The sequence below is a fragment of the Luteolibacter rhizosphaerae genome (assembly GCF_025950095.1).
GTDB classification, from domain to species: domain Bacteria; phylum Verrucomicrobiota; class Verrucomicrobiia; order Verrucomicrobiales; family Akkermansiaceae; genus Haloferula; species Haloferula rhizosphaerae.
The window spans coordinates 412,839-439,777 of sequence record NZ_JAPDDR010000003.1; the positions used below are offsets into that span (position 1 = coordinate 412,839).

General features: G+C 62.0%; 25 protein-coding genes. 13 read left to right on the forward strand and 12 right to left on the reverse strand.

Annotated elements, in window-relative coordinates; genetic code table 11:
- Positions 1 to 48: 48 nt before the first annotated feature.
- Complete coding sequence (locus tag OJ996_RS07380; RefSeq protein ID WP_264512795.1) at positions 49 to 453, forward strand: YybH family protein; 405 nt, start codon at positions 49 to 51, stop codon at positions 451 to 453.
- 35 nt (positions 454 to 488) lie between these two features.
- Positions 489 to 4,484: an immunoglobulin domain-containing protein gene (locus OJ996_RS07385; RefSeq protein ID WP_264512797.1), complete on the forward strand. Its 3,996-nt coding sequence runs from the start codon at positions 489 to 491 to the stop codon at positions 4,482 to 4,484.
- Between the two features lie 34 nt (positions 4,485 to 4,518).
- Here OJ996_RS07385 and OJ996_RS07390 read toward each other — a convergent pair whose 3' ends face one another.
- A complete protein-coding gene (locus OJ996_RS07390) occupies positions 4,519 to 5,247 on the reverse strand; it encodes an RNA polymerase sigma factor (protein ID WP_264512799.1) in 729 nt (242 codons plus the stop codon).
- Between the two features lie 581 nt (positions 5,248 to 5,828).
- Between OJ996_RS07390 and OJ996_RS07395 the strand changes: the two genes are divergently transcribed.
- From OJ996_RS07395 to OJ996_RS07405, 3 genes are all read left to right on the forward strand, one after another.
- Positions 5,829 to 7,223, forward strand: a complete 1,395-nt coding sequence (locus OJ996_RS07395) for an MATE family efflux transporter (protein WP_264512801.1) — start codon at positions 5,829 to 5,831, stop codon at positions 7,221 to 7,223.
- A complete protein-coding gene (locus tag OJ996_RS07400; RefSeq protein WP_264512803.1) occupies positions 7,213 to 8,004 on the forward strand; it encodes a hypothetical protein in 792 nt (263 codons plus the stop codon). Before OJ996_RS07395 ends, OJ996_RS07400 begins: the two co-directional genes overlap by 11 nt.
- Before the next feature lie 63 nt (positions 8,005 to 8,067).
- A complete protein-coding gene (locus OJ996_RS07405; protein ID WP_264512805.1) occupies positions 8,068 to 8,208 on the forward strand; it encodes a hypothetical protein in 141 nt (46 codons plus the stop codon).
- Here OJ996_RS07405 and tsaE read toward each other — a convergent pair.
- Positions 8,202 to 8,615 (reverse strand): tRNA (adenosine(37)-N6)-threonylcarbamoyltransferase complex ATPase subunit type 1 TsaE, encoded by a 414-nt coding sequence (gene tsaE / locus OJ996_RS07410; RefSeq protein WP_264512807.1) that lies wholly within the window; start codon positions 8,613 to 8,615, stop codon positions 8,202 to 8,204. The two genes, OJ996_RS07405 and tsaE, sit on opposite strands and share 7 nt — an antisense overlap.
- A 128-nt stretch (positions 8,616 to 8,743) precedes the next feature.
- On the opposite strand from tsaE, the gene rplU reads away from it, so the two are divergent.
- Both rplU and rpmA read left to right on the forward strand, forming a co-directional pair.
- Positions 8,744 to 9,055: a 50S ribosomal protein L21 gene (gene rplU, locus OJ996_RS07415; protein ID WP_264512809.1), complete on the forward strand. Its 312-nt coding sequence runs from the start codon at positions 8,744 to 8,746 to the stop codon at positions 9,053 to 9,055.
- Between the two features lie 21 nt (positions 9,056 to 9,076).
- A complete protein-coding gene (gene rpmA, locus OJ996_RS07420) occupies positions 9,077 to 9,334 on the forward strand; it encodes a 50S ribosomal protein L27 (protein WP_264512811.1) in 258 nt (85 codons plus the stop codon).
- A 200-nt stretch (positions 9,335 to 9,534) separates the two neighbouring features.
- Here rpmA and OJ996_RS07425 read toward each other — a convergent pair whose 3' ends face one another.
- Complete coding sequence (locus tag OJ996_RS07425; RefSeq protein WP_264512813.1) at positions 9,535 to 9,879, reverse strand: hypothetical protein; 345 nt, start codon at positions 9,877 to 9,879, stop codon at positions 9,535 to 9,537.
- A 99-nt stretch (positions 9,880 to 9,978) separates the two neighbouring features.
- Here OJ996_RS07425 and pyrE point away from each other — a divergent pair, with 99 nt between their 5' ends.
- From pyrE to OJ996_RS07440, 3 genes are all read left to right on the forward strand, one after another.
- Entirely contained in the window at positions 9,979 to 10,542 is a 564-nt protein-coding gene (gene pyrE, locus OJ996_RS07430; protein ID WP_264512815.1) for an orotate phosphoribosyltransferase, read from the forward strand.
- A gap of 85 nt (positions 10,543 to 10,627) precedes the next feature.
- Positions 10,628 to 11,308: a 3-keto-disaccharide hydrolase gene (locus tag OJ996_RS07435; RefSeq protein ID WP_264512817.1), complete on the forward strand. Its 681-nt coding sequence runs from the start codon at positions 10,628 to 10,630 to the stop codon at positions 11,306 to 11,308.
- 65 nt (positions 11,309 to 11,373) lie between these two features.
- The gene (locus tag OJ996_RS07440) at positions 11,374 to 12,390 is read left to right on the forward strand and encodes a hypothetical protein (RefSeq protein ID WP_264512819.1); all 1,017 of its coding nucleotides are present in this window, start codon (positions 11,374 to 11,376) and stop codon (positions 12,388 to 12,390) included.
- On the opposite strand, the gene OJ996_RS07445 is transcribed toward OJ996_RS07440, so the two are convergent.
- On the reverse strand, positions 12,387 to 12,788 hold the full coding sequence (locus tag OJ996_RS07445; protein WP_264512821.1) for a hypothetical protein: 402 nt from the start codon (positions 12,786 to 12,788) through the stop codon (positions 12,387 to 12,389). The genes OJ996_RS07440 and OJ996_RS07445 overlap by 4 nt on opposite strands.
- 80 nt (positions 12,789 to 12,868) lie before the next feature.
- A complete protein-coding gene (locus tag OJ996_RS07450; RefSeq protein WP_264512823.1) occupies positions 12,869 to 13,129 on the reverse strand; it encodes a hypothetical protein in 261 nt (86 codons plus the stop codon).
- A gap of 78 nt (positions 13,130 to 13,207) precedes the next feature.
- Between OJ996_RS07450 and OJ996_RS07455 the strand changes: the two genes are divergently transcribed.
- From OJ996_RS07455 to OJ996_RS07465, 3 genes are all read left to right on the forward strand, one after another.
- The gene (locus OJ996_RS07455) at positions 13,208 to 14,068 is read left to right on the forward strand and encodes a sugar phosphate isomerase/epimerase family protein (RefSeq protein ID WP_264512825.1); all 861 of its coding nucleotides are present in this window, start codon (positions 13,208 to 13,210) and stop codon (positions 14,066 to 14,068) included.
- 112 nt (positions 14,069 to 14,180) lie between these two features.
- Positions 14,181 to 16,667: a hypothetical protein gene (locus OJ996_RS07460; protein WP_264512827.1), complete on the forward strand. Its 2,487-nt coding sequence runs from the start codon at positions 14,181 to 14,183 to the stop codon at positions 16,665 to 16,667.
- 534 nt (positions 16,668 to 17,201) lie between these two features.
- A complete protein-coding gene (locus OJ996_RS07465) occupies positions 17,202 to 18,011 on the forward strand; it encodes a hypothetical protein (protein WP_264512829.1) in 810 nt (269 codons plus the stop codon).
- Here OJ996_RS07465 and OJ996_RS07470 read toward each other — a convergent pair whose 3' ends face one another.
- From OJ996_RS07470 to OJ996_RS07500, 7 genes are all read right to left on the reverse strand, one after another.
- The gene (locus OJ996_RS07470; protein ID WP_264512831.1) at positions 18,012 to 19,016 is read right to left on the reverse strand and encodes an autoinducer 2 ABC transporter substrate-binding protein; all 1,005 of its coding nucleotides are present in this window, start codon (positions 19,014 to 19,016) and stop codon (positions 18,012 to 18,014) included. It lies immediately after the preceding gene.
- Positions 19,017 to 19,046: 30 nt separating this feature from the next.
- Positions 19,047 to 20,078 (reverse strand): ABC transporter permease, encoded by a 1,032-nt coding sequence (locus OJ996_RS07475; RefSeq protein WP_264512834.1) that lies wholly within the window; start codon positions 20,076 to 20,078, stop codon positions 19,047 to 19,049.
- 6 nt (positions 20,079 to 20,084) lie between these two features.
- Positions 20,085 to 21,011: an ABC transporter permease gene (locus tag OJ996_RS07480; protein WP_264512836.1), complete on the reverse strand. Its 927-nt coding sequence runs from the start codon at positions 21,009 to 21,011 to the stop codon at positions 20,085 to 20,087.
- Positions 21,008 to 22,510: a sugar ABC transporter ATP-binding protein gene (locus OJ996_RS07485; protein ID WP_264512838.1), complete on the reverse strand. Its 1,503-nt coding sequence runs from the start codon at positions 22,508 to 22,510 to the stop codon at positions 21,008 to 21,010. The genes OJ996_RS07480 and OJ996_RS07485 overlap by 4 nt, the downstream gene beginning before the upstream one ends.
- A 43-nt stretch (positions 22,511 to 22,553) precedes the next feature.
- Positions 22,554 to 23,753: a sugar isomerase gene (locus OJ996_RS07490; protein ID WP_264512840.1), complete on the reverse strand. Its 1,200-nt coding sequence runs from the start codon at positions 23,751 to 23,753 to the stop codon at positions 22,554 to 22,556.
- Positions 23,754 to 23,850: 97 nt separating this feature from the next.
- On the reverse strand, positions 23,851 to 24,465 hold the full coding sequence (locus tag OJ996_RS07495; RefSeq protein WP_264512842.1) for an NlpC/P60 family protein: 615 nt from the start codon (positions 24,463 to 24,465) through the stop codon (positions 23,851 to 23,853).
- A gap of 291 nt (positions 24,466 to 24,756) precedes the next feature.
- Positions 24,757 to 26,925 carry a S9 family peptidase gene (locus OJ996_RS07500; RefSeq protein WP_264512844.1) on the reverse strand — a complete coding sequence of 723 codons (2,169 nt, stop codon included), beginning with the start codon at positions 26,923 to 26,925 and terminating at the stop codon, positions 24,757 to 24,759.
- Positions 26,926 to 26,939 lie beyond the last annotated feature (14 nt).

Genomic DNA, 26,939 nt, shown 5'->3' on the forward strand with positions numbered 1-26,939 from the left:
CGTCCCTCCAATCTCGCGTCTTCACATCGCCAACTCTATCCTCCCCCGATGAATTCCAACTCCACCGACGAACAACTGATCCGCAACCTCATCCAGACATGGATCGATGCCAGCGCCGCCGGTAATCTCGAAACCGTCCTCGACCTCATGACGGAAGACGCCGTCTTCCTCCTCCCCGGCCAGCCTCCCTTGCGCGGACGCCCCGCCTTCGCCGCTCGCTCGCAGGGCAACTCCGGCCTGGGAATCTCCGGCACCGCCGAGATCCAGGAGATCGAAATCCACGGAGACTTCGCCTGGTGTTGGAACCAGCTCCGCCTCTCCATCACCCCGGAAGATGCCAGCACGATCTACCGCTCCGGGCCGGTTTTCACCGTTTTCCGCAGGGAAGGTGACGGCAGGTGGCGGCTCCACCGCGATGCCAACCTGCTGACCGTGGAGCCGGTTGATTCTTAGTAATCTATTGGAGGGCACCGGGTGGAAGGTACCCTGTGAACACCCTGCTTCGCGCCATCCTCTCCTTGGGCGTCTTAAGTTTCCTCGCAGCTAGCGCTGCCGCGGAGGAGCCCGTCATCTTCGAATCCGCCCGCATGTATGCGAACTTCGATGGGATCCACAACGGCCAGTTCCAGACCCAGGCTGCCCCGCCCAGCGTCTCCGGAGGTGTCGGCAAGCAGGGTATCCTGCAAGTGGTAAATAGTGTTGCCGCCTATTATCCGAAGACTGGCAACGAGAGTCGCACCCCGCTCTGGCACATGTCGCTCACCGGTGCGGCTTCCGCCTTCCCCACCTCGGTCTCCACCTTCGATCCCCGCGCTTGGTATGATCCTTCCGCGGATCGCTTCGTGATGACGATCCTTGAGATCAAAAATACCGCGCCCAAGTCCTCCACGCTCCACCTCGCCGTCTCGAAGACCGGCCACCCCGATGGCATCATCAACTCCGGGAACCGCGTCTTCGATCCCGCCGAATGGCACCGCTACCGCTACGATCTCACCCGTAGCGGCAGCCTCGGCGGCGATTTTCCTACGCTCACCGGGGATGCCGGCCATCTCCATGTCACTCTGAACTTCCTGGAGATCGCCGATGCCGCGCTCAACCGCCGCTTCATCGGCGGCATCCAGCAGGCCGGCATCTTCGTCTTCGACAAGCCCGCTCTCTACGGCGGTGTCGGCGCGGCTCCGGATGGTTCCGCACCGCCTCCTGCACCGCAGACATACTTCCCGTCCTCCACCGATGGCTCGATCCAGCCGGCGATGCAGCGGTGGGAGACTCTCGCCCCGGGCTGGTGGAACCACGCCTGGTTCAGCAGCCTCGATCAGGATGCCGTCGATACCTTCCTGGATAGCTACTTCATCAGCTACCCGGGCGGCACCGGCTTTGCCACCGATGACGACCAGACCGCTCTCGATGACGTGGCCATGGGCGACCCCGTGCCGCAGCCCGGTGGAGCCCCGCCGATTGGCGTGGAGTGGGACCGCCTGAGCTCCGTCGCCCGCGAACAGGGGGAGATGATCGCCGCCTTTACCGGCGAGTGGCATCAGGGCTACCCGGTCGTTCACACCGCCGCCCTGCGGCCCCTGACCGGGGAGACCACTTTGCTCGCAGCGACCCACCATGACCAGGGCTTCCTCCCGACCATCGCGAGCGGTTACGATCGCTTCTGCATGGTCTATACCCATGCCGACGCCGGGGATAATCCCACGACCAAGATGGCTCTCGTCCGCCGGGTGAACAGCGAGACGGGATTCACGACCCCTGTCACCACGACCCTCATGCGCAGTGCTGTCCCCTACTTCGGGGACTTGGTTCCGGGCGAATCTTATACTCGCTGGGCACGCTATGCCCACGTCTCGCAAGATCCGGTCGATCAGACTTTCTGGATCTGTTACCCGTACGCTCGCGGCACCGGGCCGAACCAGTGGGGCACCCGCTGGTTCAATGTCACCACGCTAACGAATCCGGCCACGGCCGATATCCCGGAGTTCACCAAGCATCCTTACGTCACGGCCCAGGCGGACCCGACACCGCAGAATGGCACGCTGCTGCCGCAGGGCGAGACCGGTCTCCCGGTTCGGACCATCAAGGTGCCTCAAGGCTACCAGGCTTCACTAAATGTCGAGGTGGTGAAGAAGATCTCGCGCGACCCATGGATCGCCCTGGTCACTTGGTTGAAGAACGGCGTCGTCATCCCGAATCTCTATGACCAGCGACTCAACTTCCCCTCGGTCACGCTCGCGGATCAAGGCTACTACCAGGTAGTGGCGAAGAACGAGGTCGGGGAGCTAATCTATAGCGAGGAGATCTTCCTCGATGTCGTCGTGCCACCCTCCGCCACCATCGCCCAGAACAAGCTTCGCCTCTACCCCGGCGCAAATGGTTATCTGGAAGTGATCCCGAATCCCGCGCAGTTGGCGGAGATGGATGAGCTCGCTTATTCATGGAACAGGAGCGGCGGCACCGATGTGCTAAGCGGCAAGGTGAAGGCCTTCCTCGGCATCAACTCCGCCGCGGGCGCCGCGGCCGTGGACGGGTATTGGACTTGCACCGTGGCGAACTTGGCCTGCTCCACCCAGGTCAGCGCGGAAGTCATCGCCGGACCTCGCATCAACAATGGCCCCTTGGTCCCCGGCAATGGGCAGGTTCTCGGACCCTCTCTGGAACTCAGCGTCGAAGCCACCGGCATCCACAATGCCGGCGGCAGCACCACCACCCGCCCTGACTTCCCCGGCTACGAGGCTACCCAGTGGCGGCAGGCCGTTGCCACCGGCATCCATTCCGTCACTTGGCGGAAAGATGGTGTGCCTCTCCCGATCGGTGGCCGCTTCACCACCAGTGGCAGCGCCGCCAGCGATACCTGGCGGCTCTTCATCGCAAACCCCGATTACGAGGACGAGGGCCTCTACGACTGCATCGTCACCGATATCTGGGGCGCGGGCCGCGCCGTCACCTCAGGCAAGCGCGAGCTGCTCCTCAATCCGCTCGCGCCACCCTACATCACCATCCTGAAGGGTCAGGGCCCGGAACAGCGCACGAATTCCGGCATGGTTTACGACAGCCGCCGCAAGCGGACTGTCATCTTCGGTGGTGAAGCCTTCGGCTACAGCCCGCGTTCCACCTTCAACACTCCCATGCACTTCACTTCGAATGATACCTGGGAGTGGGACGGCAAGGTTTGGCTCAAGCGCAATCCCGCCAATCGTCCGCCGCCGATGTCCTCCTTCGGCATCGCCTACGATAGCATCCGCGGCCGCACCGTCGTCTTCGGCGGCTACAAGGACACCCCGCCGAACTATCAGCCCGGTTACGAGGTCATCCACAACGACGTCTGGGAGTGGGACGGAAACGACTGGACCAAGATCACACCGCCCTCATCGCCTCCCGCCCGGCTCAATCCGATCATGTGCTTCGATAGCATTCGCGGCGAGGTCCTCATGCTCGGCGGCGGCAACTTCAATCCCGAGCCATCCGACTACTATGGAGCCCGTAAGACGCTCTGGGGCTGGAATGGTAGCCAGTGGACCCAGCGCGGCGTTCTCCCGAATGGCAACCAATCCCCTTTTGTCAGCGGCTTCAATGCCTTCGGCTTCGATCCCGTGCGTGGGGTCGCCGTCCTCTTCGGCCACTTCGATGACACCAGCTATCCTGTCTGGGAATGGAACGGCTCGGCGTGGAATAAGATCGTCCCGCCCCTCGCACTGAGGGTCGTCGATTCGCGTTACGCCGCCTTCCCGTTCTACGATCCCGTGCGTCGGCGCATCGGTCTCCCGATCATCACGAACAACCTCTTTCCCCCCTCCAGCCAGAGCATCCCGGTTGTCGTCTGGTGGGATGGCGCCAGCTTCATCCGCGGCGACACCAGCACCATCGACGATATCAACAACACGGTCATCACCAACGCCGAGGGCGGTCCCACCGGGCAGATCAGCGACATGGCCGCCTTCGATGCCGACCGCCGCTGCCTCGTCTGGCACGATCTCCAGGGCTTCTTGAACACCGGCGCGGCCTACACCCGCGAAATGCATTTCAGCGCGAAGGTAAAGCACCTCCACCAGCCCGCGGAAGTCTCCTTCGCCCCGAATGGCACCCTCCAGCTCCGCAGCATCAATGCCGGCCTGCGCCCGCTCACCTATCAGTGGTATCGCAATGGCGTCCTCATCACCGATGGCGGCCACTTCTCCGGCGCCACCACCGCCACGCTGACCATCACCGGAGCCACCGCCGCCGATGCCGGCATCTACACCGTCCGAGTCACCAACGCCGGTAACCAGATCGACACCCCGCAGATCCATGTCGTCGTCCAGGGCAACGGCCTCGCCATCGAATCTCAAGGCAACAACCTCGTCCTCACCTGGCCCGGCACCAACGGCATCCTCGAAACCTCCACCACCCTAACAGGAACCTGGACCCCCCTCTACGGAGCCACCTCGCCCTACCCGATCTCCAAGGACGAACCCCGCCGCTTCTTCCGCGTCCGCTATCCCTGAAGCGGGAGCGCAACCGAGCGAATCACTCGTCACCTCAAACTCCCAATGCCGCCGCAAGCGCGCGCATCTCCTCATCCACCATCTCTTTGCTTCTCAAGCCCGCGGCGACCTCTTCCCGCACCATCGTACGGAACTCACCCCGCAGCCGGTGCACCGATACCGCCACGCTCTTCGGATTGATCCCCAGCTTGCCCGCAGCCGCCTCGTATTCCCCCGCCGCTGCTTCCCGCGAAAGGAAGCCGCCTAGCAAGGAGAACAGCTTCCCGCGCCCCGTCGCCTCGCACTCCTCCCGCAGCCGCTCCAGTGCTGCCTCCATCACTGCGTGCGCCCAGCGCTTCTCGAATAGTCCCTCCGGCGTCTCCTCCGTCGCCGGTTCCCGCCCAAACCACCGCTCCGCATCCGCCAGATCCAGCGAGAGCGGCAGCTCTCCGCCACCCCGCTTCTGCGCCACCTCATGGCGGTGCTGCTTGATCAGGAAATTCTTCAGGATTGTCACTAGCAGCGTGCTGAAGCGCGTCTCCCGCCGCTCCACCCGCGCCAGCCAGTCCTGCTCCACCAGCTTCGCGAAGAAAGCCTGCGTCAGATCGCTCGCGTCCTCCGGCCCAGTCCCGCGTCTCCGGATGAAGGCATAGACCGGATACCAGTAGCTCCGGCAAAAATGCGCCCACGCCTGATCACGCCGCGTCGAATCCGCCGCGCCGTCCATGATCGTCCAGCGCGTCGTGCAGAAGCGCGGGGAGGGCGGCAGATCATCGCGGATCATTCGGACAGGGACGGGTGAAAGGCAGACGAACGACTCCCGAATATCATCTGAAATGCGCATCTGGCCAGCCTCCGGACTTCGGGTTCGCATGAAACCCACATCCCCGGAAATCATCGGTCTGTTAGGTGCTAGGGCTAACAAGTTGATTCATCGGACCTTGTCTCTTGATCGCTCATCATGGCCGACCCTCTCGCGGAGAATTCTCCGGAAATCCGGTAATCCTTCCCCGTCTTCCGGGTGAAACCATTCCAAGAGTCCCCCCTCCGTTCGCTGTTCACCCGTTTTCCCCTCCCAGCCTGTCCGCCCGGTCCGCGCGTCTCTCCCCGCGCGACCGGGAGGACAGGTTGCTTCTTTCGTAGCATCCCCGGGAAACCCGTTTGACAGGGTAGGGGCGGCAAGATAGTCCTTCCTTCGTCTCCATGAACCCGTTCTCCACTCCCGCAGCACTTGCAGGCCTGATTGGCCGGCGCGGGGGCATGGCGTAACGGATCGGAATCGCGATCACCGCTTGTCCCCGCCCGCTTGGCTTCCGCCTCGCGGGCTTTTTCGTCTCCCGACCCAACCGTGAATTCCGATTTTCCATGTCTTTCTCCGTCTCTTCGATCCTCGATGAAAGCCGCACCACCTTCCGGCTCGCCATCCCCCTGATCATCGGCCAGCTCGGCCAGATGCTCATCGGTCTTTCCGATACCTTGATGCTCGGCTGGCTCGGCGTCACCCAGCTGGCGGCCTCGTCGTTCGCAAATACCATCATCTACCTGCCGATGATGGTCGGCATCGGCATGTCCATGGCCGTCTCCATCCGCGTCTCCCAAGCACGCGGGGCGGAGGATCCGGTGGTGGCCCGTGCAGCCCTGCGGCACGGCCTCTACATCACCTTTGTCCTCGGCCTGCTCACGATCGCCATGGCCTTCGCGCTGCTGCCCTTCCTGCACCTCTTCAAGCAGGATCCGGCGGTCGTCGCCATCGCGCCCACTTTCTTCGTGCTTATCGCCGTTTCCATGGTCCCGGCCATGACCTCCATGGCGGTGAAAAGCCACGCGGACGCCATGAACCGGCCTTGGCCCGTCTTCTGGATCTCCCTCGGCGGCGTGTTCCTGGATATCTTCCTGAACTGGGTCATGATCTTCGGTAAGCTCGGCTTCCCGGCCCTCGGTCTGGAAGGTGCCGCCATTTCCACCATCATCTCCCGCGCCCTTGTGTTGGGAGCGATGATCTTCTGGTGCGTGCGTGATCCCGGCATGAAGGACTGGGTCCCGCAGCGTTGGTTCCGCGCGCCGGACTGGCCGGCTGTGAAGGACCTGCTGCGCACCGGCTTCCCGGCCAGTATGCAGCTCCTTGCGGAAGTCAGCGCTTTCGTCATGGCTACCTTCATCATCGGGAATATGGGCCAAGCCGCCCTCGCTTCCCATCAGGTCGCCATCACCTGCGCCGCCACCATCTTCATGGTTCCGCTGGGCATCTCCATGGCCCTCACCGTGCGGATGGGGGAGGCCTTCGGGGCGAAGAACCGCGGCGTCATGCGGAATATCGTCCTCAGCGGCTGGCTCATGGGCATCGTCTTCACGGTCTTCAGTGCCGCCAGCTTCGTGCTCTTCAATCACGAGATCGCCTCCGCCTTCATCAAGGGTGAGCGCTCGGCTGAAGTCCTCGAAGTCGCCGCCGCCCTGCTCATCGTGGCCGCCGCCTTCCAGTTCTGCGATGCCCTCCAGATTATCTCCGCCGGGGCGCTCCGCGGCTTGGATGACGTCCACACCCCGGCATGGATCGCCTTCTGGGCCTATTGGGTGGTCTCCATCCCGCTCGGCTGGGCCCTCGCCCGCCCCCTCGGCTGGGGCGTCACCGGCATGTGGTGGGGCATCACCGTCGGACTCACGATGACCTGCATCCTCCTCGGCCGCCGCATCTGGCTGAAAACCGCCCGCGTCGCCATGATTGACGACTCAAAACGGGAAGCTATCCTGAGTGAGTCGTGAGTTCGGAAAAAAAAGCGCCATCGTTTCCGGCCAAGCCTTCAGCGGCTCGCCCGATTCGCTTGAGACCTTCCTCAAGCGACTACGCGACCGCTGTCAGGACCACGGCGGATGCCATGGGCTTGACCGGCCCGGCCGCATCCAAGTCGAAGCCCAGCAAGCGCTTGCTTTGGCTGACGAGCTTGGAATCGTAAGAAGGCCTGCCTTCGGCTGGCAGGAGTTCCTCGCGACCGAGCAAGAGCTCTGGATCGGTACCGAGCACTTGGTCGAGCTCGCGGTGGGGGAGGGGCGGTACCGAAAAACAACTGCTCCTCCCGGCTTTGGACTGGTCCCCGCTGTAGTGGAGATTCCTGTTGTAAACCTCCGCGGCGATCCGGGATTACCCTCCTGTCGCAAGGCGATCGAATTCGTCCATGCGAGCCCGGTAGAATATCTTGAGCGATGGGAAGCCTCGAACGAGATCTTCCAGGACGACGTCCGGCTCGTCTCGGTGATCGAATGGAAGGAGGGCTTCATCTCCTTCGGAATCTCACAGCCTCAATATCACGGGTCGCCAGCCGAATACCGCGATATAGAGCGCTGCTTTCTCTCGGCAGGCTGGACCCGCCTCAAGGATCCCTCCGGTCACGCCGTTTTCTTCAACTACGCTTTCGGCGTCATGGCCATCGATGCCGAACGCCGCAATTGTTACCTCACCGACGGCGAACTCCAGCCCTTCGATGTCATCCTCTGCCGACCCGATGAGGCCATGCAGGCCTACCTCGGAATCTACCCGGATTCCTGAGCGAACCCTAACCATCACATTGCCGGATTGACCGCGCCTCGCCGCTTCCTACTGTCGCCACCTATGAAAATCCGCCTCGCCCTCTACGCTGGCCTCGGTCTGGCCGCCATAGCCCTGTCGTCCTGCAGCGCGGCCAATAGCGTCAATGGCTACGCCAACCGCATGATGGAGTCCGTCCAGCGCACCGTGGGCTTGGCTCAGTGAGGCAAGGTCACTCGCCGCCCGCCCTCGGCCAACACCTCGAAGCGCAGCCAGATCGTCCTCGCCGGCAGCAGATCTGGAAAAAGATCCGCCCATTCCGCGATCACCACCCCCGGCTCGTCCAGAAATTCGTCCCAGCCGATTCCCAGCAGTTCCTGATCATCCTTTAGCCGGTAGAGGTCGAAGTGGAAGACCGGCACCCGCCCGCCACGGTACTCGTGCACCAGCGAAAAAGTCGGGCTCGTCACCTCTCCCGGGAAGCCCATCGCCCGCGCCAAGCCCTTGACCAGCCGCGTCTTGCCCGCCCCCAGCCCGCCCACCAGCGCCAGCACGGAACCCGCTGCCAGCCCGGCCGCCAGCTCTGTTCCCAGCGCCTCCATTTCCGCCTCATCCCGGACGATCCGATCCATGCCCCGCAAAAACCTGATCCGGCGGAGCACGTCGATTTCAAAAAATTCCCTTGCCCGTTCGCCGCACCCGTGGTGATCTCCCCGCCCGCCCGACTCCCGGGTGGACCCGAATCCTTTCTTCTACGGCCATGGCCTACGCAGTGATCAAAACCGGCGGTAAGCAATACCGCGTCCAGCAGGGTGACAAGATCGACGTCGAGAAGCTCGACGCCGAGCTCGATAGCGAACTCACCTTCGACGTGCTCATGGTGGGCGAAGGCGACAGCATCAAGCTGGGTGCCCCGCTCGTGAGCGGCGCCAGCGTCACCGCCAAGGTCGTCCAGCAGCATCGCGGACCGAAGGGTGTTGCCTTCAAGTTCAAGCGCCGCAAGGGCTTCCACAAGACCAAGGGCTTCCGCCGCCACCTCACCAAGCTGGAGATCGTCTCCATCGCGGGTTAATCTTCTTACCACTCTCCAGTCATGGCTCATAAGAAAGGTCAAGGTTCCGTCAAGAACGGTCGCGATTCCCGCTCCAAGCGCCTCGGCGTGAAGAAGTTCGGTGGTCAGGCCGTGATCCCGGGCAATATCATCATCCGCCAGCGCGGCACCAAGTGGCACCCCGGTGCCGGTGTCGAGATCGGTCGTGACCACACCATCTTCGCCGTAGTGGAAGGCCGCGTGTTCTTCGACAAGGACGGTCGCCGCGTGAACGTCGGCGCGAACGCTTCCGCCAACTGAGCGATCCAAGCTTTCCCGAAAGCCGCCACCCGCAAGGGCAGGCGGCTTTTTCGTTTAAAGAAGGAAAGCGAGATGGCCCACCGCGATGGGAGAGACGCCACGTCGCCCCGCCGCCTTCGAACGGCAACGCCGTTCCCTCTTATAGCCCGGGGTCATGCCCGCAGATTCGCCAACCCCATCGGGGTTGCCTCGGGCCACAATTACCTCGTCCCCTTGCTGCGGCTCCCGCTCCGCGACCGCCGTTTCATCTCCCGCAGCCACATCCCCGCGCAGATCAGGAATCCCGCCGCCGCGATCATCACCAGCGCCCAGCCGATCTGGTTTCCCAGCTCCACCGAATTCCGGAATTCTAGCGTGGCATCCACCAGTTGCGGATCTTTCTGGGCTGCCACGAACCGCTGCTTCAGCGCCTCGATCCCCCATGCCATGAAGGCCACCCGTCCATAGAAGGCCAGACCCGCCGCCACCGCGAAGCCCAGCATCCAGTTGAACCAGCGCTTCTCGATCGGGCCCGCCAGCGAATGATCCGGTAACTTGATTCCCATTTCCGGGCTCGATCCTGTCCGCCCCTCCCCCCGCGGTCGAACCCAAATCCCGCCCTACTTCGTCTGGACTCTTGGCCCGTGCCTCTGGACTCTCCCCGCATGTCCGATACCGCCGCCGCGCTCAAAGCCATCCTCCTCGAGAAGTCCGTCCGCACCGGCACCTTCACCCTCGCCTCCGGCGCGCAGAGCGATCTCTACATCGATTGCCGCGTCACCGCCCTCGATCCCTTCGGCGCGAATCTGATCGGCCGGCTCGGCTGGGCGGCTGTCCGTGAAAAAATCCAGGCGGAAGGCCTCAAGATCGACTCCATCGGCGGCATGACCCTCGGGGCCGACCCCATCTCGCTTGCCGTCGGGATGGCCAGCGCCACGCAGCATCCGGAGGAAGCCCTGCAGGTCTTCACCGTGCGCAAGGAGCCGAAGGGCCACGGCCGCGGCAAGCAGATCGAGGGCAACTTCGCCTCCGGCCAGACCGTCATCGTCGTCGATGACGTCATCACCACCGGCGGTTCCACGCTCAAAGCCATCGACGTCATCGAGCGCGAGGGCGGTAAGGTCGCTTTCGCCCTCGTCCTCGTCGATCGCGAGGAAGGCGGCAGGCAAGCCATCGAGGCACGCGGTATCCCCGTCCTCGCTCTCTACTCCCGCAGCACCCTGTTGTGAGTCACCGGGTGCGCTCGCCGCCGCCGTGCTTCCTTGTAAAACTTCCTGAGTCCGCCACCGTAAGGGGAACTTTCCTGAGAAATCCATGAAATCCCTTCTCCTTACCGCCTTGCTCCTTCCTGTCTCCCTTCACGCCGGAGAGACAAAACTCTTCAATGGCAAGGACCTCAGCGGCTGGGAGGGGAATACCAAGCTCTGGTCGGTCCGGGACGGCGCCATCACTGGCAAGACCAGCGACTCGGGCGAAACCAAGATCGCCCACAATACCTTCCTCGTCTGGAAAGACGGCACTGTCGGCGATTTCGAGCTCACCTTCAAATACCGCATCGAGAAGGGGAACAGCGGCGTCCAGTACCGCTCGAAGAAGCTCGAGGACGGTGCCGCCGGCCCCATTGTCTCCGGCTATCAGGCGGATTTCGAGGCCGGCACCACCTACAGCGGCATCCTCTATGAGGAGCGCGGCCGCGGTATCCTCGCCGAGCGCGGGCAAAAGACCGAGATTGGAGCCGACTCCAAACCCAAGGCCACCGGCACCGTCGGCGATTCCAAGGAGATCCAGGCCGCCATCAAGCATGAGGACTGGAACGACTACAAGATTGTCGCCAAGGGCAACCACGTGCAGCACTTCATCAACGGCAAGCAGACCGTCGACGTCACCGACAAGGACGAGGCCCACGCGCCGAAGGAAGGCATCCTCGCCCTCCAGATCCACGCCGGCCCCGCCATGGTCGTCCAGTTCAAGGACTTCGTCCTGAAGACCGACTGAGAGACCCGGGGCCCGCCACATTCTTGTCTCTGGTTTCTTGCGGCCGCTTCGTTCACGCTCAGCCCGTGATCTCCCGCCGCAAGATCAAGTACGAGGTTTCCGCGCCGCTGCGGCAGTATCTCTATCATTTCGACCGCCTCCGGGACATCCCGCTGGTCTACGACGATCTCGCCCGCTTCGTCGGCTCCATGCCCTATGAGGACCCGCGCGGAAAAGAGACCCTCTGGCTCACGGTCTACTACGATCCCGATCTCATGGCCGAGCTCCGGCCGAAGCTCACCAAGATCTATGCGGAGCTGAAGATCGGCGGGGAAACCGACCTGCACGAGCACCTCACCGTCGATCGCATCGACTTCGGCGAATTCGGCAATTCCCGCCCCTTCCGCATCCGCATCACCAACCTCTACAACGACAACTCCGACTACTTCTATGTGAAGCAGGCGGATGCCTCCCGCATCTACGGCCTCGAGCTCGAGCACATCCTCTCGCCGAACCGCATCAATTACCTCGTCAATGGCAACACCCTCATCGAGGAACACATCGCCGGCGTTCCCGGGGATGTATTCCTCGCCAATCACCTCCCGCGTCCCGAACTGAACAAGGTCCGCATCGCGAAGGAGTTCACCAAGTTCAACGAGCGCTGCTTCATCCGCCTGCTGGGTGACATGCGCAGCGTGAACTACGTCGTCGATATCACCCCGGACTTCGAGGAGGTCCAGTACCGCGTCCGCCCCATCGACTTCGACCAACAGAGCTACGAACGCCGCGGCAAGACCTACCTCGCCTACCGCTTCGATTCGAACAAGACGGTCACCAAGCTGGCCTTCGATGTCCTCAATCGGAAGACCATCGACCAGTATGTCGCGGAAGAGCACGCCCAGATGACCCGGCGTGCGAAGGTTGAGGGCGGCCGTCTCAAGGGCCTGCTCGGCATCATGCGGCGCGATGAGATCGCTCCCTCCCACCATGTGGCCTCACTTGCGGCGGATCTGGCGAAGTATCATCACACGGACATCTTCCGCGATTGCACCACGATGGGCGAGCTGACTGCCGCACACGTGGCCCACATGCTGGAGCTCTAGTACTTCGGGTCCACGCACAGCGCTTGGTATCTCCGGGTCGCGAGCAGCACCGAGAAGAACGCCAGATACACCATTTGCATCCCCGCCGCTCCCCAGTCCTGCACCGAGCAAGCACCGAAGAGCAGCGTGAACATCAGCAGGTGACCGGCGATCAGCGTCGCCCGCATCTGCCACCCGGCCAGCAGCATCGCCCCGATCACCGATTCGGCGATTACGATGCCGTAGGAGCTCAGTCCCACCAGACCCACCGGCAGGAAGCTCGGTTCGAACTTCACGCGCATCCCCGCGGCGAATTCATGGATCATCGGAATCCGTGTCCACCCGTGCAGCGCGATGTTGATCCCCAATCCGATCCGGGCCAGCCCATGGGCCCATTGTGCGTCGCTGAGATCCTTCATGATGTTGTTGCATCATGGGAGCCCTTCATGCGTCTACACCTTCCCGGAAAGTCTTCACGGGGCCACCCGGCCCGTTTGAATCATTCGAAGTGAATCCACGCCCGATCCTCGATCACCAGCGGCATCTTCTGTCCCTCACACCATGCGGCGGCATCGGCACGCACTCTTTCCCATTGTCCCGCCGCCCACTCCGGGGCCGCCTGTTCCCACTTCGCCTCGCTCGGCAGGTAGGCAGTGTAGACTCCCATCGTCATCTCGATGATGAACTGCCTCCCGTCCATCATGCAGACGAGTTCCTCTTTCCATCGCGGATTGAACTGAACCTTCGAGGGGATGCTCATGGAATGCGGGGGCTCTGATACGGATCATTAAATCGGGCATCAACGCAAGACCGCACTTGTGGTAGTCGTTGAGGAGTGATGACCCGGAGGCTTCTCTTGTGTGCCCTCTTCGTGCTGTCCGCTCTTCCTCTCCGCGCTCTCGACACCACCTTGCTCCAGCCGGACAATCTCATGGCCTGGTGCATCGTCCCTTTCGATGCAAAGAAGCGCGGCCCGGAGGAACGCGCCCTGATGTTGAAGCGCCTCGGTATCCACAAGCTCGCCTACGATTGGCGCGAGGAGCACATCGCCAGCTTTGATGCCGAGGTGGAGGCGATGCAGCGTCACGGCATCGAGATTACTGCATGGTGGATGCCCGGATCGCTAGATCCTACCTGCCGCAAGATCATCGAAGTCATGCGTCGTCATGAGATTCACCCTCAATGGTGGGTCCTGATCCCTGAACCTCTCCTTGGTAACACCGATCAAACGGCCAAGGTCAAAGCCGCGGCGGATCAGCTCCGCCCGCTCGCCTTGGAAGCGCAAGCCCTCGGCTGCAAGCTCGCGCTTTACAACCACGGCGGCTGGTTCGGCGAGCCTGACAACCAGCTTGCTATCATCCGAGCCCTCGACCTGCCGCATGTCGGCATGGTCTACAATTTCCACCATGGCCACCATCACATCGCGGACTTCCCCCGGCTCTTCGATCTCATGAAGCCGCATCTCTTCGCCCTCAATCTGAACGGCATGCTCGCTGATGCTGAAGCACGCGGCATGAAGATCCACCCCATCGGCCATGGCGACCAAGAAGCCACCATGATCCGACATGTCCTCCGAAGCGGTTGGAAAGGCCCCGTCGGAATTCTGAACCACATCGACACCGCCGATGCGGAAGCAACGCTGCGCGTCAATCTTCAAGGCCTCGATCGCCTGGCGAAGGAACTCAGGTCCCAACCCTGAACTCCACTTGGGCGAAGCACCAAGGAGAGGGTGCGTCTCGCGCCCTCCGATTCTCATCCTTGAGCTTGCTCGGATATTCGGCTGTTATGTCGCCGCTTTCTCCCTTTCCACCATGAACCGAATCAACCGCTATCTCCTGGCGGCCGGGCTGCTCTTGGCTGCCATCGCCCTTCTCCCGCTGCACTTCAGCTCGCAGTCCGCCGGCACGCCTTCCGGGCAGATATCCTCCTCCCTCGCCGCATCGTCTCCGGCACCGGTTGCCCCCCACCTTTCCTCCTACTCGGAATCTCTCAATGCCCACCCGGACCTTGCGAAGGTAGTCACTGCATCCTTCCATCAGATCCGCCCGATCAGCGGCGAGGAAAGCCTCCTCCCTAAGAACGAGGGCTCGCTCTACTTCGCGAACAATCCCGGCCAGTCCTATAGCGCCCGCTTCCAGCAGGATGGCGTCCTGATCCGGAATGCGGACGGTGCCAGAGACCTTAAGATCGCCAGCCGCTCCACCCAGACCGCGTCCATTACCGTTCAAGGCTCGCGCATCAGCTACAAGCGGGCCGATGGATCGGGCGAGTGGTTCGAGAATGGTCCCCGCGGCCTGGAGCACGGTATGACCCTTGCCGCCCGCCCTGCCGATGCCGGGGTGCAGCTTGAGATCCCCTTCACGATCGAAGGCATGAGTTCGGCTCGCGATGCCTCGGGCAACATCGCTTTCAAAGATAAGGACGGCACCACCGCTTACGCCTATAAGGACATCAAGGCATGGGATTCCCGTGGCGAGATTCTCGATGCTTCGCTCGCTGCCATCGATGGCGGAGTGGCATGGATCGTGAATGACCGTGAGGCGGTCTATCCGATCACGATTGATCCCTTGATCGTGAATACTCAGACCCTCCCTCTCCCTTCACCGGGGAATGGCTATGGGACTGCCGTCGACTTGAACGGAAATCTTGCCGCGGTCTCAGCCTTGGGAGAGCCATCTGCTCCGGCTCAGAACTCGGGCGCGGTTTACGTCTACCGAAAGACCGGGACCACGTGGGCACAGGAAGCCCGCCTCACATCGTCGACTCCGAACGATAACGAAGGCTTTGGCGCAGCTGTGGCAATCGAGGGAGACGTACTCGCCGTGGTCACCCAGTTCGACAACAGTCCGTCCAATACCTCATCGATCCAGATCTTCCGTACCTTTGGATCCAGTTGGAATCATCAGGAGACCATTCAGCCGAATCCCTTGGGCTATTATTTCATCGGATCTCCGATCGATATGGACGGCGGGGTTTTGGTGGTCGGTGTGCCCGGTGAAGTGTTCGGACCATCGGTGGTGGGGGCCCTGTGGGTCTATCAGGTGAACCAAGGCGGAGTCACCGGGCCAACCAAGATTTTCAGTTCGGGGATGGTGCCGCAGGAAGGCTTCGGAGGCAGCGTCGCGATCAAGGGCAATCAGATCGCGGCGGGTGCTAGCTGGGCGACCAAGGATGGCGTCCAGAATGTTGGAGCGGTTTACGTTTTCAGTGGCTTTGGAGCCTTCTGGAACCAGCAGGCGAAACTCCACTCTCCCGAGCCGACAGCCAATGAGGCCATGGGGACGGCGGTTGCGATCGATACCGACAAGATCCTTGCCGGAGCCGTGAACCGGAAACCGGGGGCCTATCAGCATGGGGCAGCCTATGTCTTCACGCGCAATGGCGGCTCTTGGGGGCATGAGACGAGCATCCGGGTGAATCCGGCGATACAGCGCAATATCTTCCTGGGAGAATCGGTGGCCATTTCCGGCAACCTGCTCGCCCTCACTGCGGCGATCTCACCGCTCGATGAGACCAACCGGATCGTCCTCTACCAAAGAATCGGGAGGACCTGGTTCCGTCGCAACAATCCGGAGACGGAGTATCTGGGTGATACCCGCTACCCGAAGATCTCCTTGGATGGATCGGCCATGGTCGCCGGTTACAGCTTGGCCGGGGTGGCACGCGCTTACTCCCTCGGAAACGCCAACTCGGCTCAGGAGATCGCCGTCTACACCGGGGAGGATACCGCCTTGGTCGAGACCCTGAATGGCGCCCCACTGAACTTCGGCGATGTGCCGGTATCCACGAACAAGAGTTGGCCGATCACCATTTACAACGACGGGCTCACCGATCTCGAAGTCACCGCGGCAAGCCTTCTCCCCGGAGCCAGCAGCGACATCTCGGTCGATCCGATTCAGACCTTCCCCTTCGGCTCCCTGATCATCGCCCCTGGTGCTACGGCCAAGATCACGGTCAGAACCAACTTCTCCACCACCGGCAACAAGACCGCCACCCTACGCTTGGAGAGCAACGATGCTGATGAACCGAACTTCGATATCCCGCTCAGCTTCCGGTCCTACGAGCCACCCGCCCCCGGTGGCCTGACAATCACCCGCGAAAATGGCATCCCCGTCCTTCGCTACCCGCACCTCCAGTTCTTCAACTATCAGGTCGAAGTCTCTACCGACCTCAACCAGTGGAACCACGCCGGCTTCATGCAAATGGAGTTCGATCCCAACTCCGGAGCCCAAGTAAGGATCTTCCGCGACTTCAACGCCCCCTTCGGCAAGTCCTTCTACCGTGTGAAGGTGAATTGAGTCGATGGCGCCCCGAGCCGTTGAATTTTGATAGTATCATATGATACTATCGCTCCCTTGCCGTTGGCTATGCGTGGAGGCCGACATCTCGGATACTTAGGTGGCCTTCTACTGGTCCGAGGGGGAGGCTGGCTTCTTAGATTTCTTAGTTTGGCGCGTCGAAGGATCTGGATTGGGAGATCGACGGTTGAACAGGATAGAGAACATCGCCAGACGAGTGGCGGCATCGCTCTTTTCAGTGAGGGCTATTATTCCCAAAACTTGGGCTATCCATTTGAGAACTCCGACTGCGATGAGAATGGTGATTGCTGTCAAAGCGTCTGGTAAGAGCTCGGGAGGAATGGAGTGGAAAATCCTCATAAGATCCGAAATGAAGATCGTCATAGTGGATTGGGTGAAGTGAGTTTTGTCTTCGGGCGGACATTACTTCGCACACCCAGTTAGTTCTTAAAAGTAGTATATAATCTAAAGCGCAAGATCTCATTTTTTAGAAATAACTAGTTATTTCTTCTATGAGAGCTATAGGTCTTTTTGATGTCTCTCTCCCCGTCCCCGTTCTCCTCTGCGGAGCTTCATCTTAGCGAGGCAGCATACGATGAACTTCTTTATGTTAGAGAAATGTTGAGTCGGCTTCAATATGCACCTTCTCGGAAGACCATCTTGAATGCATTTCTGGCGGTTCTGCCCGATTGGTGCGTTGAGAACATCGAGAAACTGCCGGATATCCGAAGCCACACTATTTGGAAGAGAAGGATCGCTTTCAAGCTTGATTCCAAAGTTCACGATCTTGTTCGTGGCGATCTATTTGCCACGCCTATGAAAGAGGTGGATCTCTCTCAGTTACTCGACTATCTTCTAGTTCATCAGAGAGAAAGTGGTCATGGACGCGATCTTCAAGGACGTCTCCTCGCTAGTATGGCTAGGAGTCAATATCTTAAAAAGAAGGGAATCCTAATGTTTCGGCTTCCGGAAGCTTTGGAGCAGGGGGTTCATCCAATGTCGAAACAGCTGGTGGGACAAACGCTCGAGGCAGACACTTGGAAGCGGAGATGCTCTGGATCATCGAAGGAATATCAAGAATCCATCCAAAGTCGCATTGAAGAGCTTTTTCTTCATAGGAAGTTCAGCCCGAAAGTCTGGCCTCCCTTAAGAGAGGAGCATGCGTCCTGTCGTGAAGAGGCGGCTCGGCTCTTGAGGAATCCCTCTACGCTTCGACTTATTTCAATTCAACTAAGGGAAGAGGCTTTTGGGAAGGTTAGGAAGATGGACCCGACCGATCTTGAAACCGCTGCTGTTGCCACACTCGTTTGGTGCAAGAATAATAATCTTCTTCAATGTGGGTGATCAGAAATCGAACTGATCGATGTTCTCCTTCGTGAAGGAGAACGGGGTGCCCAAGAGGATGTTGTCTCCTTCCACCTTAAGCGTTCCCAGCTTGCCCGCATTGAACTCCGTATCGCCTTTCTTCAGCGATCCATCCGCCAGCGCGGCACCCGCCTTGATCGCGAGATAGCCGAGATCCTCGACTTTCCACAGGACTACCGATTGGGTCACACCCTCCTTCACGTAGGCCTTGTTCTCGCTCGGCAGACCCAGACCCACGACCTTCACGGTGCCGGTCTTGCCCGCCTGCTTCACCGCTTCCGCCGCTCCGGGCACGCCCGGGGAGCACACGGAGATCACGGCCTTCAGGTTCGGGTAGGCACTCAGCAGGTTGGTGGTCTCCTGCTGCGCCTTGTCCTTCAGGTCGTCGCAGGGCTTGATGTCCACCAACTTCATGTCCGGATACTTCTCGGCTTGGCGCGCCTTGATCGCTGCGATCCACGCATTCTGGTTCGCGGCCGTGAGATTCGCCGTGATGATCGCGAACTCGCCTTGGTTCCCCACCAGCGATGCCGCGTTATCCAACAGCGCATCGCCGATGCCCTGCTCGGTCGCCTGGTTCACGAAGAAAGTCCGCGCATCCGGCAGTGCGTCCGCATCGTAGGTGATCACCTTGATCCCGTCCGCCTGTGCCTTGCGCAGCGCCGTCGAGAGTCCCTCTTTGTTCTCGCAAGCCGCCACGATCACATCCACGCCCAGAGAGATCCAGTTCTCCACGATCTCGTTCTGCTTCGCCGGATCCGAGTTCGTTGGCCCGTCGAAGAGCAGCTCCGCGCCGATCTCCTCCGCTGCCTTCTCCGCACCCTTGTGGCAGGTCACGAAGTACTGGTTGCCCTTGCTCTTCGGCAGGAAGGCGATCGTCAGTTTCTCGCCGCCACCGGCGGATTCACCGGACTTCTTGCAAGCACCCAAGAAGGGCACGGCACAGACAGCGAGCGAGCAGAGAAGAAAGCGGGTGCGTTTCACGGGAGCTTGGGTTGATGGGTTGAGTTCGATCTAAGGTTTGAGAATAGCCTGTCTGCGGGAACGCCGCGTGGCGAGGATTCTTGCGAGCGGGTTCACCGCCAGCGCCACAATCAGCAGCAGCCCCGTCAGCATTCCGGAGAGCTCCGCGGAGATGTTCGAGATCGGCCGGTCGAAGATCTCGATGCTGGTGATCCGCTTCAGCCCGTTCTGTAGTACCGCGATCACCACATAGCCCAGCAGCGTGCCGATCACCGAGCCGGAGCCGCCGAAGATGCTCGTGCCGCCCAGCACCACTGCCGTGATTGCCAGCAGCTCGTAGCCGATTCCCGCATTCGCCCGCGCCTCACCCAGCCGCGCCACGAAGATCACCGCCGCCAGTCCCGCGATTGCCCCGGCCAACACATAGGCCAGGCTGACGTTTCGCCCCACCGGCAACCCCGCATAGCGCGATCCCTCCGGCGAATACCCGATCGCCCGGAACGAGCGCCCGAAGCTGGTGTGATGCACCAGCAGGTAGATCCCCACCGCGACCAGCAGGAAGATCCACACCTGCGCCGGCAAACCCGCCACCGAAGAATTGCCCAAGGCCAAGAATGAGTCAGGAAAACCCGAATAAGATCTCGATCCCTTCGTCAGCGCTTCCGCCAACCCACGGAACAGCGAGAAGGTCCCCAGCGTCACGATCAGCGGCGGCAGCTTCAGCCGCGCGATCAGGAAGGCATTCACCCCGCCACCCATTGCCCCGATCAGGATCGAGATCGCCCCAGCCACCACCGGCGAGAGCGCCGCATCCTTCACCAGCATGCCGAAGCACACCGCGCACAGTCCCATCATCGATCCCACCGAGAGATCAATCCCGCCTGTTAGAATCACCGGCGTCATCGCCAGCGCCAGCAGCCCGATCTCCGTCGAGTGCCGGAAGATGTTCGCCACGTTGGAGCCATCCGTGAACTTCCGCCCCAGCATGCTGAAGATCACCACCTCGATGGCGATCACCAGCAGCAGCACCACCTCGTGGCGGGCCAGTAGCGCTTTAATCGAAAAGGGTTTCGCGTCCGGCATGGTGTTTCACTTCTTGCTCCGGCGCAGTCCGTCGAAGACCACGGCCAGAAGGATTACGAGACCTTGGATTGCCCGCTCCCAGTAGGGCGGTTGATGGAAATGCGTCAGCGCCGGGTTCACGTTCACCAGCAGCATCAGGCCCAGCAGCACACCGATCAAATTGCCTCGGCCTCCCGTGATCGCCACTCCGCCCACCACCGCCGCCGCGATCACCTTCAGCTCCAGACCCTCGCCCGCGCTCGGCTGCACCTGCGGCGATTGCACCATGTTCAGCACCGCGGCGATTCCCGCCAGCGCACCACTCAGCGTGAAGACGCCGAAGGTCATCCAGCGCGGATTTATTCCCGCCAGTCGCGCCGCTTCCGCATCCGTGCCGGTCGCATACACGTAGCGCCCCAGCGCCAAGTTCCGCATCGCCCACGCGAAGAACACCAGCAGCACCAGCGAGCAGCAGATCACGATACCTTGCCCGCCCGCCTGGCTCATCCCGAACCACTGCACCCCGCTCGGCAGCGGCATCAGCCGTCCTTGCTGCCATAGCCGCAGCAGTTCGTTCCAAGTCACCATCGTCGCCAGCGTCACCACGATGCTCGGCAGCCCGAGCCCCGCTACGAGCAGGCCGTTGAAAGCACCCATCACCACACCCGTGCCCACCGCCGCCAGCATCGCCACCGGTAGCGGCATCCCCGCTCCCGCCACGACCCCCGCGACCACCGCGCACATGCTGAATTGCGCCCCGATCGAAATGTCGATCTGCCGCGTGATGATCACCAGCGTGATCCCGATCGCCGCCACCAGCGCCGGCATCTGCGCCGTGAAGCGCGACAGCAGCGGCTGCCCGTCGAAGAAATTCGGCGCACACACCGCCAGCGCCACGAATAGCAGCACCAGCGCCACTGCCACCGTCAGCTCGCGCGAATACTTCCCGATCATGCGACCTCCTTCCCGCGCTGCCCCAGCGCCGCCGCCATCACCGTATCCGCATCGCTCCCGCCCGGAAGTACGGCAGCCAGCGTACCTTCCCGCATCACCGCGATCCGGTCGCTCATCCCCAGCACCTCCGGCAGATCGCTTGAGATCATCAGCACCGCCAGTCCCTCCTTCGCCAGCTCGCGGATGATCCGGTGGATCTCGCTCTTTGCGCCCACATCCACACCCTGCGTCGGCTCGTCCAGGATCAGCAACTTCGGCTTCGTCGCCAGCCAGCGGGAAACGCTCACCTTCTGCTGGTTCCCGCCGCTCAGGCTACCACCCGGAGCCTCCGGCCCATAGGCCTTGATTCCCAGGTCCGCGATGAACTTCTTCGCCAGATCCGTCTCGGCCTTCCCGCGCAGCCAGCTCCCGCGGAACAGCACCGGATGCACCGCCATCGAAATATTGTGCGCGATTGGCATCTCCAGAATCACCCCGTGACGCCGCCGGTCCTCCGGCACATACGCGATCCCTTGCGCAATCGCCTCCCGCGGCGAACCGATCCTCACCGGCCTGCCCTCTAACAAAATCTCCCCGCCATCCGCCGGCGTGATCCCGAAGAGGATCCGCGCCAGCTCCGTGCGCCCGGCGCCCACCAGCCCCGCCATCCCCACGATCTCTCCCGCCCGCACCTCCAGCGACACATCCCGCACCCCGCTCTCCTTGCAGCAAAGCTCCTTCACCGACAGCACCGTCGCTCCCGGCTCGCCCTCCGCAGGCGGATACAGCGTCGCCACCTCGCGACCGACCATCAGCTTGATCATCGCCGCCTCGTTCAAATCCTTCACCGCGTGCGTGCCCACGCTCTCGCCATCCCGCAGCACCGTCACCCGGTCCGCCAGCGCGAAGATCTCTTCCAGCCGGTGCGAAATATACACCACGCCCACACCGCTCGCCCGCAGGTCCCTCACCACGCCGAAGAGCAAGTGCTGCTCCTTCTGGGTCAGGGATGCCGTCGGCTCGTCCATGATCACGATCTTCGCACCCGATCCCAGCGCGCACGCGATCTCCACCAGTTGCTGCTCCGGCATCGAGAGCTCGCGCACCTCCTTGTCCGGCGGAATCTCCGCACCCACCCGCTTCAGCAGCTCCAGCGCCTTCCGCCGCTGCTCGCCCCTGCTCACGATTGAGAAGGCCTTCGGCTTCTTCAGCCGCAGCCCGATGTTCTCCGCCACGCTCAGATCCGGAAACAGCGCCGGCTGCTGATAGATACACGCGATCCCCAGCGCCCGCGCATGGGCAGGCGTCAATGCGGACAGCGTCTCCTCGCCCACCTTCAGCACGCCCTCATCCGGCGCATGCGCCCCGGTGATCACTTTGATCAGCGTCGATTTACCCGCGCCGTTCTCGCCCAGTAGGGCGTGTACCTCTCCCTCCAAAAGGTCGAACGAAACACCCTTCAGTGCGCGCACGGCACCGAAGGACTTCCGGACATCGGAAAGTTGGAGCAGGGTTTTCAAGGCGCTTGGGTTCACGCGTTGGAGCTGCCGTCAGGCGTCGTGCTCACGCATAGCTATGCTCCGTTGCGATGCCAAGTTCCTGCCGTCGCTTCGAGCGTTCCGCCGCCGCCTTCTCCGCGTAACCGGAAGCCCGGTGCGCCGCCAGCGGATCCGCGTCGAGGCCCTTCGACTTCCGCCACTCCGCGATCGCTTCCGTCACATCCGTGTTGAAGGCCTTCTTCAGGCAGCTCTCCGCATCCACGATGTTGCCCTTCCGCTGCGCCTGCTGCAGCGCCGCGTGATCCACCAGTGCCGCCTTCGCGTACAGCTCCTGCGCCGTGCACACCGTCTGGATCATCGCCTCGATCTTCGGCTTCAGGTTGTGCGATTGGTCGATCATGTATTCGATCTCCGGATACTTCCCGCCGTGATCTGCCGCGTAGCTGTGGATCTCGTGGAAGATCCGGAAAATCTGATAGGGATCGATCGAGCCGAGGGTCAGGTCGTCGTCCGCATACTTGCGATCGTTGAAGTGGAAGCCGCCCAGCATTTCCTCGTCCAGCAGCCAAGCCACGATCTGCTCGATGTTCTGCGAGAGATAGTGATGCCCCGTATCCACCAGCACCTTCGCCTGTGGCCCTGCCTTCTTCGCCGTCAGGAAGGACATCCCCCAGTCGGCCAAGTCTGTCTGATAAAAGGCCGGCTCGAAGGGCTTGTACTCCACCAGCAGGATCTGCTCCGGGGACAGCCGCGCATGCGCCTCCTTCAGTGCCGCCTCGAATCGCTGCTTCCGCGCCCGGATGCTGTCCTGCCCCGGATAGTTCGTGCCGTCCGCGAACCACAGCGAAACCGCCCGACTCTCCGTCGCCTTCCCGATCTCGATGCAGTCTAGGATATGCGCCAGCGCCTGATCCCGCGCCGTCTCGAAGGGGCTCCCCACGGACCCCAGCTTGTAGAGCTGGTCTTGGAAAAGGTTCGGATTGATCGAGCCGATCTTGATCCCCAGCTCCGCCGCCTTCGCCGCCACCACACTCGCCTCCGTCCCCGGCGCGAAGTCCCACAGCACGTGCGTCGCCACCGTCGGGCAGCAGGCCGTCAGCCGGTGCACATGCGCCGCATCCGCCAACTTGTCGTTCAGATCGATCGCCGCCGCCGGCTGATGGAACTTTCCGAAGCGGGTCCCCGTGTCCGCATAGCCCCACGACGGGGTCTCGATACGGAACGACTCGAGCGCCCGGAAAACGGTGTCTGAAACGGGAGACATGATGGGTTAGCACCGTGGGTTGAGCGGCGCGAAAGCAATGAAAGTATCGTTTCTTATGAATCCGCAAGACATTTCCATGTCCCCCTACCCGAACGGGCTATTCCGGCAATCCATAGCCCAAGAATACCCCCTTGGATCCTGCTCTCGGAAGCTTGAAATCAAACACCCCGTAGCCCGCCCGCTTCGTATCGCGATAAGTCCGGCCCTCGCTCGCCCCCGCCATCACCGGCTTCCCGCTCGCTTTCTCATGTCCTAGGAAAATCTGCACGTGGGAGACCGGCACCTCGCGTCCATCCTTCGGCTCATAGGTACCGGACCAGAAGAGCAGGTCCCCCGGCTTCAGCTTCGCGAAGACCTCCGAGCTCAGCGTCGTCGTCCCCGCTGGCACCTCCGTCAGATCTCCCGCCTCCTTCACCCAGGTAAACTGCGCCGCTGAGCTCCGCGGCGGCTGGATTCCCGCCTCCTGCAGCACGAAATAAGCCGACCCCGAGCAATCCAGCCCTCCGCTCGCCGGATCCGCACTGCCGAAGACATACTTGATCCACGTATCCCGGGCCGCCAGCTCCAGCGCCTCGTCCACGATCTTCTTCCGCTGGCCTGTCAGCGAATCGTATTCCTTCAGATCCTCTTTCGCGATCGCGCCGGGCCGCACCTCGCCTGTTTCCGCCCCCGTCAGCGGGAGCAGCAGCAGTAGAAAGACACGAGCAGTCATCCTTCACCCTAACACGATTCGCCACCTGCCGCCACTCTTCTTCCAAGAACGGCAACGCCGTTCCCTCCTACAGCCCAGGGTTGGCCGCAGGCCTACCTTGGGTATCGCCCGAAAACATCACCAACCCCGAAGAGGGTTGCCTCGGCGCCCCCTCCAAAGATTACCCCTGATCAACTCCCCCCCCCTCCAAACCTCCGCGATCCCTCCGCGACCTCTGCGTCTCCGCGGTTCCTTCCACCCGTCCCGACTCCATCAAGATTCGTCCCATTCGCGTGATTCGTGGTGCCTTCCTCACCTCTCTCCGCCCAGATGCGCCTTGAAGAAATCAACCCGTCTCCGCTGCGCGTACCTCTCCTCCCCGGACCCATGATTCCTCCCCGTCATCGGCAGGAATTCGAAGTCCTTGTCCGCCGCGATCAGCGCGTTGATCACTTGGTACGTCGATGAGGGGTCCACGTTCGTGTCCACCTCGCCCACGGTGAGCAGCAGCGCGCCCTTCAGGTTCTTCGCATGTGTCACGTTCGAGTTGTCAGCATACTCAGGTCCGATCGGCCAATCCATCCACTGCTCGTTCCACCAGATCTTGTCCATCCGGTTGTCGTGGCAGCCGCAGTCCGCCACCGCCGCTTTGTAGAAATCGCCGTGGAAGAGCATCGCCCCCAGCGCGTTCTGTCCGCCGGCCGACCCACCCAAGATTCCCACCCGCTCCAGATCCATCTGCGGATACTTCGCCGCCGCCGCCTTCATCCACGCCATCCGGTCCGGGAAGCCCGCATCCTTCAGGTTCTTGTAGCAGAAGTGGTGGAACTCCCGCGAACGGTTCGCCGTCCCGCGTCCGTCGATCTGCACCACGATGAAGCCGTGCACCGCGATCTCGTGCTTCGGCATCATCCAGGGATTCCAGCCCTTCGGCACGAAGGAATCCTGCGGCCCCGCATAGATGTTCTCGATCACCGGATACTTCTTCGCCGGGTCGAAGTCCGGCGGCCGGCAGATGATCCCGTGGATGTCGAACTTTCCCTCGCGATCCTTCGCCACGAAAGGCTCCGCGATCGGCCATCCCGTTGCGCGAAGCTTCGCATCGTCGGCCTTCGCCAGCTCCGTCACCAGCTTGCCGTCCTCCCAGCGCCGCAGTTCCGTCACCGGCGCTTGATTCACCCGCGACCAACGACACACATAGTACTTCCCGTCCGGTGAGCGCTCGAAACGGTCGTGCGTCCCGTTCGCTTCCGTCAGCGGCACCAGCTTCCCCGTATCGATCGAGACCCGCGCGTAGTGGATGTAGTAGGGGTCCTGCTCCTTGTAGCAGCCGGAGATCTTCAGCAGCACCTCGCGGTTCTTCTCGTCCACCTGCTCCACCTCGCGCACCACCCATTCGCCCTTCGTCAGCTGCCGCCGCGTCGAGCCATCGCGACCGTCCAGCAGATAGAGATGCTTCCACCCGTCCCGCTCGGACATCCACAGGATCTCCTCGCCATCGTTCAGTTCGCGCCGGAAGGCGTTCCCGTACACGAACACGAAGGTATCGCTCTCCTCCCGCACCAGCACCCGCTGCTTCCGCTCCGTGCTGTCGATCTCGATGATGTTGTGCTTCCCGAAGCCGCGCTCGATGTACTCGAAGGTCAGCCGCCGCGAATCTTGCCGCCATCCCAGCTCCCGGCACTCGAAGGGATTCGCGATCAGCCCAGCATCCGTCGCGATCGGCTCCTCACCCGTCGTCGAGAAAACCCACGGTGCCCGCGTATCGATCGTGTCGCCCGGCTTCGGATACTCCCGCGTGAAGTGCTTCGGCTGCAGCTGGTCCTTCGGAGAGGACTCGATGTAGTGCACGATCCGCTCTTCCACATCCTTCTCCTTCCACATCGCGAAGCGTGAGGAATCCGGCGCCCACACCGGCTCGCCACGGAATTCGCCGCCATCGTCGTTCTTCGCCAGCTCCCGCTCCTTGCCTTCCTTCGTGTCCTTCAGCAGTACCGCGCCCTCGCGCAGCGCCACCTCCCAGCGACCGTCCGGCGATTGCCAGGAGACGTGTTGGCGGCTCTCTGCTGGCCGCGGGCCCCGCCGCCTCCGCTCATCGCGCCGCGGCGGTCCTTCCGGTGGCTCGGCCTCGTTCAGCTTCTCGCCCTCGACCTTGCGCCATCCTTCTTCCACCCGCAGGAAGATCCCGCCCTTCTCCCCGGCGCGGAATTCCTTGAAAGCCGGGCTCCCCGGCACCGCCGCCTCGCTCTGCCCCCGTGCCGGATCCAGCTTCATCAGCCGTTTCCCTTCTGCGGTATCGACCGCGAAGAGCAGCACCGATCCATCCGGTGCCCACGATACCTCCACCGTCTCGTTCAGCACCGGTGTTTTCGCCACCCCGTACCAACGGCCCGTCAGCTCGTTGAAGGAGGCCAGGTTGCCGTGGTCGGCCCGCGCCGCCGCAAGTGACAGCAGGAAGAGGAGAACTGGACGTGCTTTCATGAAGATCCTATCTC

What these genes read in the sequence shown, in the direction of transcription:
- OJ996_RS07405 (WP_264512805.1), top strand. Translation starts at nt 8,068, where the DNA reads ATGAAAATCCGCCTCGCCCTCTACGCTGGCCTCGGTCTGGCCGCCATA.
- OJ996_RS07435 (WP_264512817.1), top strand. Translation starts at nt 10,628, where the DNA reads ATGAAATCCCTTCTCCTTACCGCCTTGCTCCTTCCTGTCTCCCTTCAC.
- OJ996_RS07450 (WP_264512823.1), bottom strand. Translation starts at nt 13,129, where the DNA reads ATGAGCATCCCCTCGAAGGTTCAGTTCAATCCGCGATGGAAAGAGGAA.
- OJ996_RS07390 (WP_264512799.1), bottom strand. Translation starts at nt 5,247, where the DNA reads ATGATCCGCGATGATCTGCCGCCCTCCCCGCGCTTCTGCACGACGCGC.
- OJ996_RS07480 (WP_264512836.1), bottom strand. Translation starts at nt 21,011, where the DNA reads ATGATCGGGAAGTATTCGCGCGAGCTGACGGTGGCAGTGGCGCTGGTG.
- OJ996_RS07455 (WP_264512825.1), top strand. Translation starts at nt 13,208, where the DNA reads ATGACCCGGAGGCTTCTCTTGTGTGCCCTCTTCGTGCTGTCCGCTCTT.
- OJ996_RS07425 (WP_264512813.1), bottom strand. Translation starts at nt 9,879, where the DNA reads ATGGGAATCAAGTTACCGGATCATTCGCTGGCGGGCCCGATCGAGAAG.
- OJ996_RS07475 (WP_264512834.1), bottom strand. Translation starts at nt 20,078, where the DNA reads ATGCCGGACGCGAAACCCTTTTCGATTAAAGCGCTACTGGCCCGCCAC.
- rpmA (WP_264512811.1), top strand. Translation starts at nt 9,077, where the DNA reads ATGGCTCATAAGAAAGGTCAAGGTTCCGTCAAGAACGGTCGCGATTCC.
- tsaE (WP_264512807.1), bottom strand. Translation starts at nt 8,615, where the DNA reads ATGGATCGGATCGTCCGGGATGAGGCGGAAATGGAGGCGCTGGGAACA.
- rplU (WP_264512809.1), top strand. Translation starts at nt 8,744, where the DNA reads ATGGCCTACGCAGTGATCAAAACCGGCGGTAAGCAATACCGCGTCCAG.
- OJ996_RS07445 (WP_264512821.1), bottom strand. Translation starts at nt 12,788, where the DNA reads ATGAAGGATCTCAGCGACGCACAATGGGCCCATGGGCTGGCCCGGATC.
- OJ996_RS07465 (WP_264512829.1), top strand. Translation starts at nt 17,202, where the DNA reads ATGTCTCTCTCCCCGTCCCCGTTCTCCTCTGCGGAGCTTCATCTTAGC.
- OJ996_RS07395 (WP_264512801.1), top strand. Translation starts at nt 5,829, where the DNA reads ATGTCTTTCTCCGTCTCTTCGATCCTCGATGAAAGCCGCACCACCTTC.
- OJ996_RS07495 (WP_264512842.1), bottom strand. Translation starts at nt 24,465, where the DNA reads ATGACTGCTCGTGTCTTTCTACTGCTGCTGCTCCCGCTGACGGGGGCG.
- OJ996_RS07460 (WP_264512827.1), top strand. Translation starts at nt 14,181, where the DNA reads ATGAACCGAATCAACCGCTATCTCCTGGCGGCCGGGCTGCTCTTGGCT.
- OJ996_RS07380 (WP_264512795.1), top strand. Translation starts at nt 49, where the DNA reads ATGAATTCCAACTCCACCGACGAACAACTGATCCGCAACCTCATCCAG.
- OJ996_RS07500 (WP_264512844.1), bottom strand. Translation starts at nt 26,925, where the DNA reads ATGAAAGCACGTCCAGTTCTCCTCTTCCTGCTGTCACTTGCGGCGGCG.
- pyrE (WP_264512815.1), top strand. Translation starts at nt 9,979, where the DNA reads ATGTCCGATACCGCCGCCGCGCTCAAAGCCATCCTCCTCGAGAAGTCC.
- OJ996_RS07490 (WP_264512840.1), bottom strand. Translation starts at nt 23,753, where the DNA reads ATGTCTCCCGTTTCAGACACCGTTTTCCGGGCGCTCGAGTCGTTCCGT.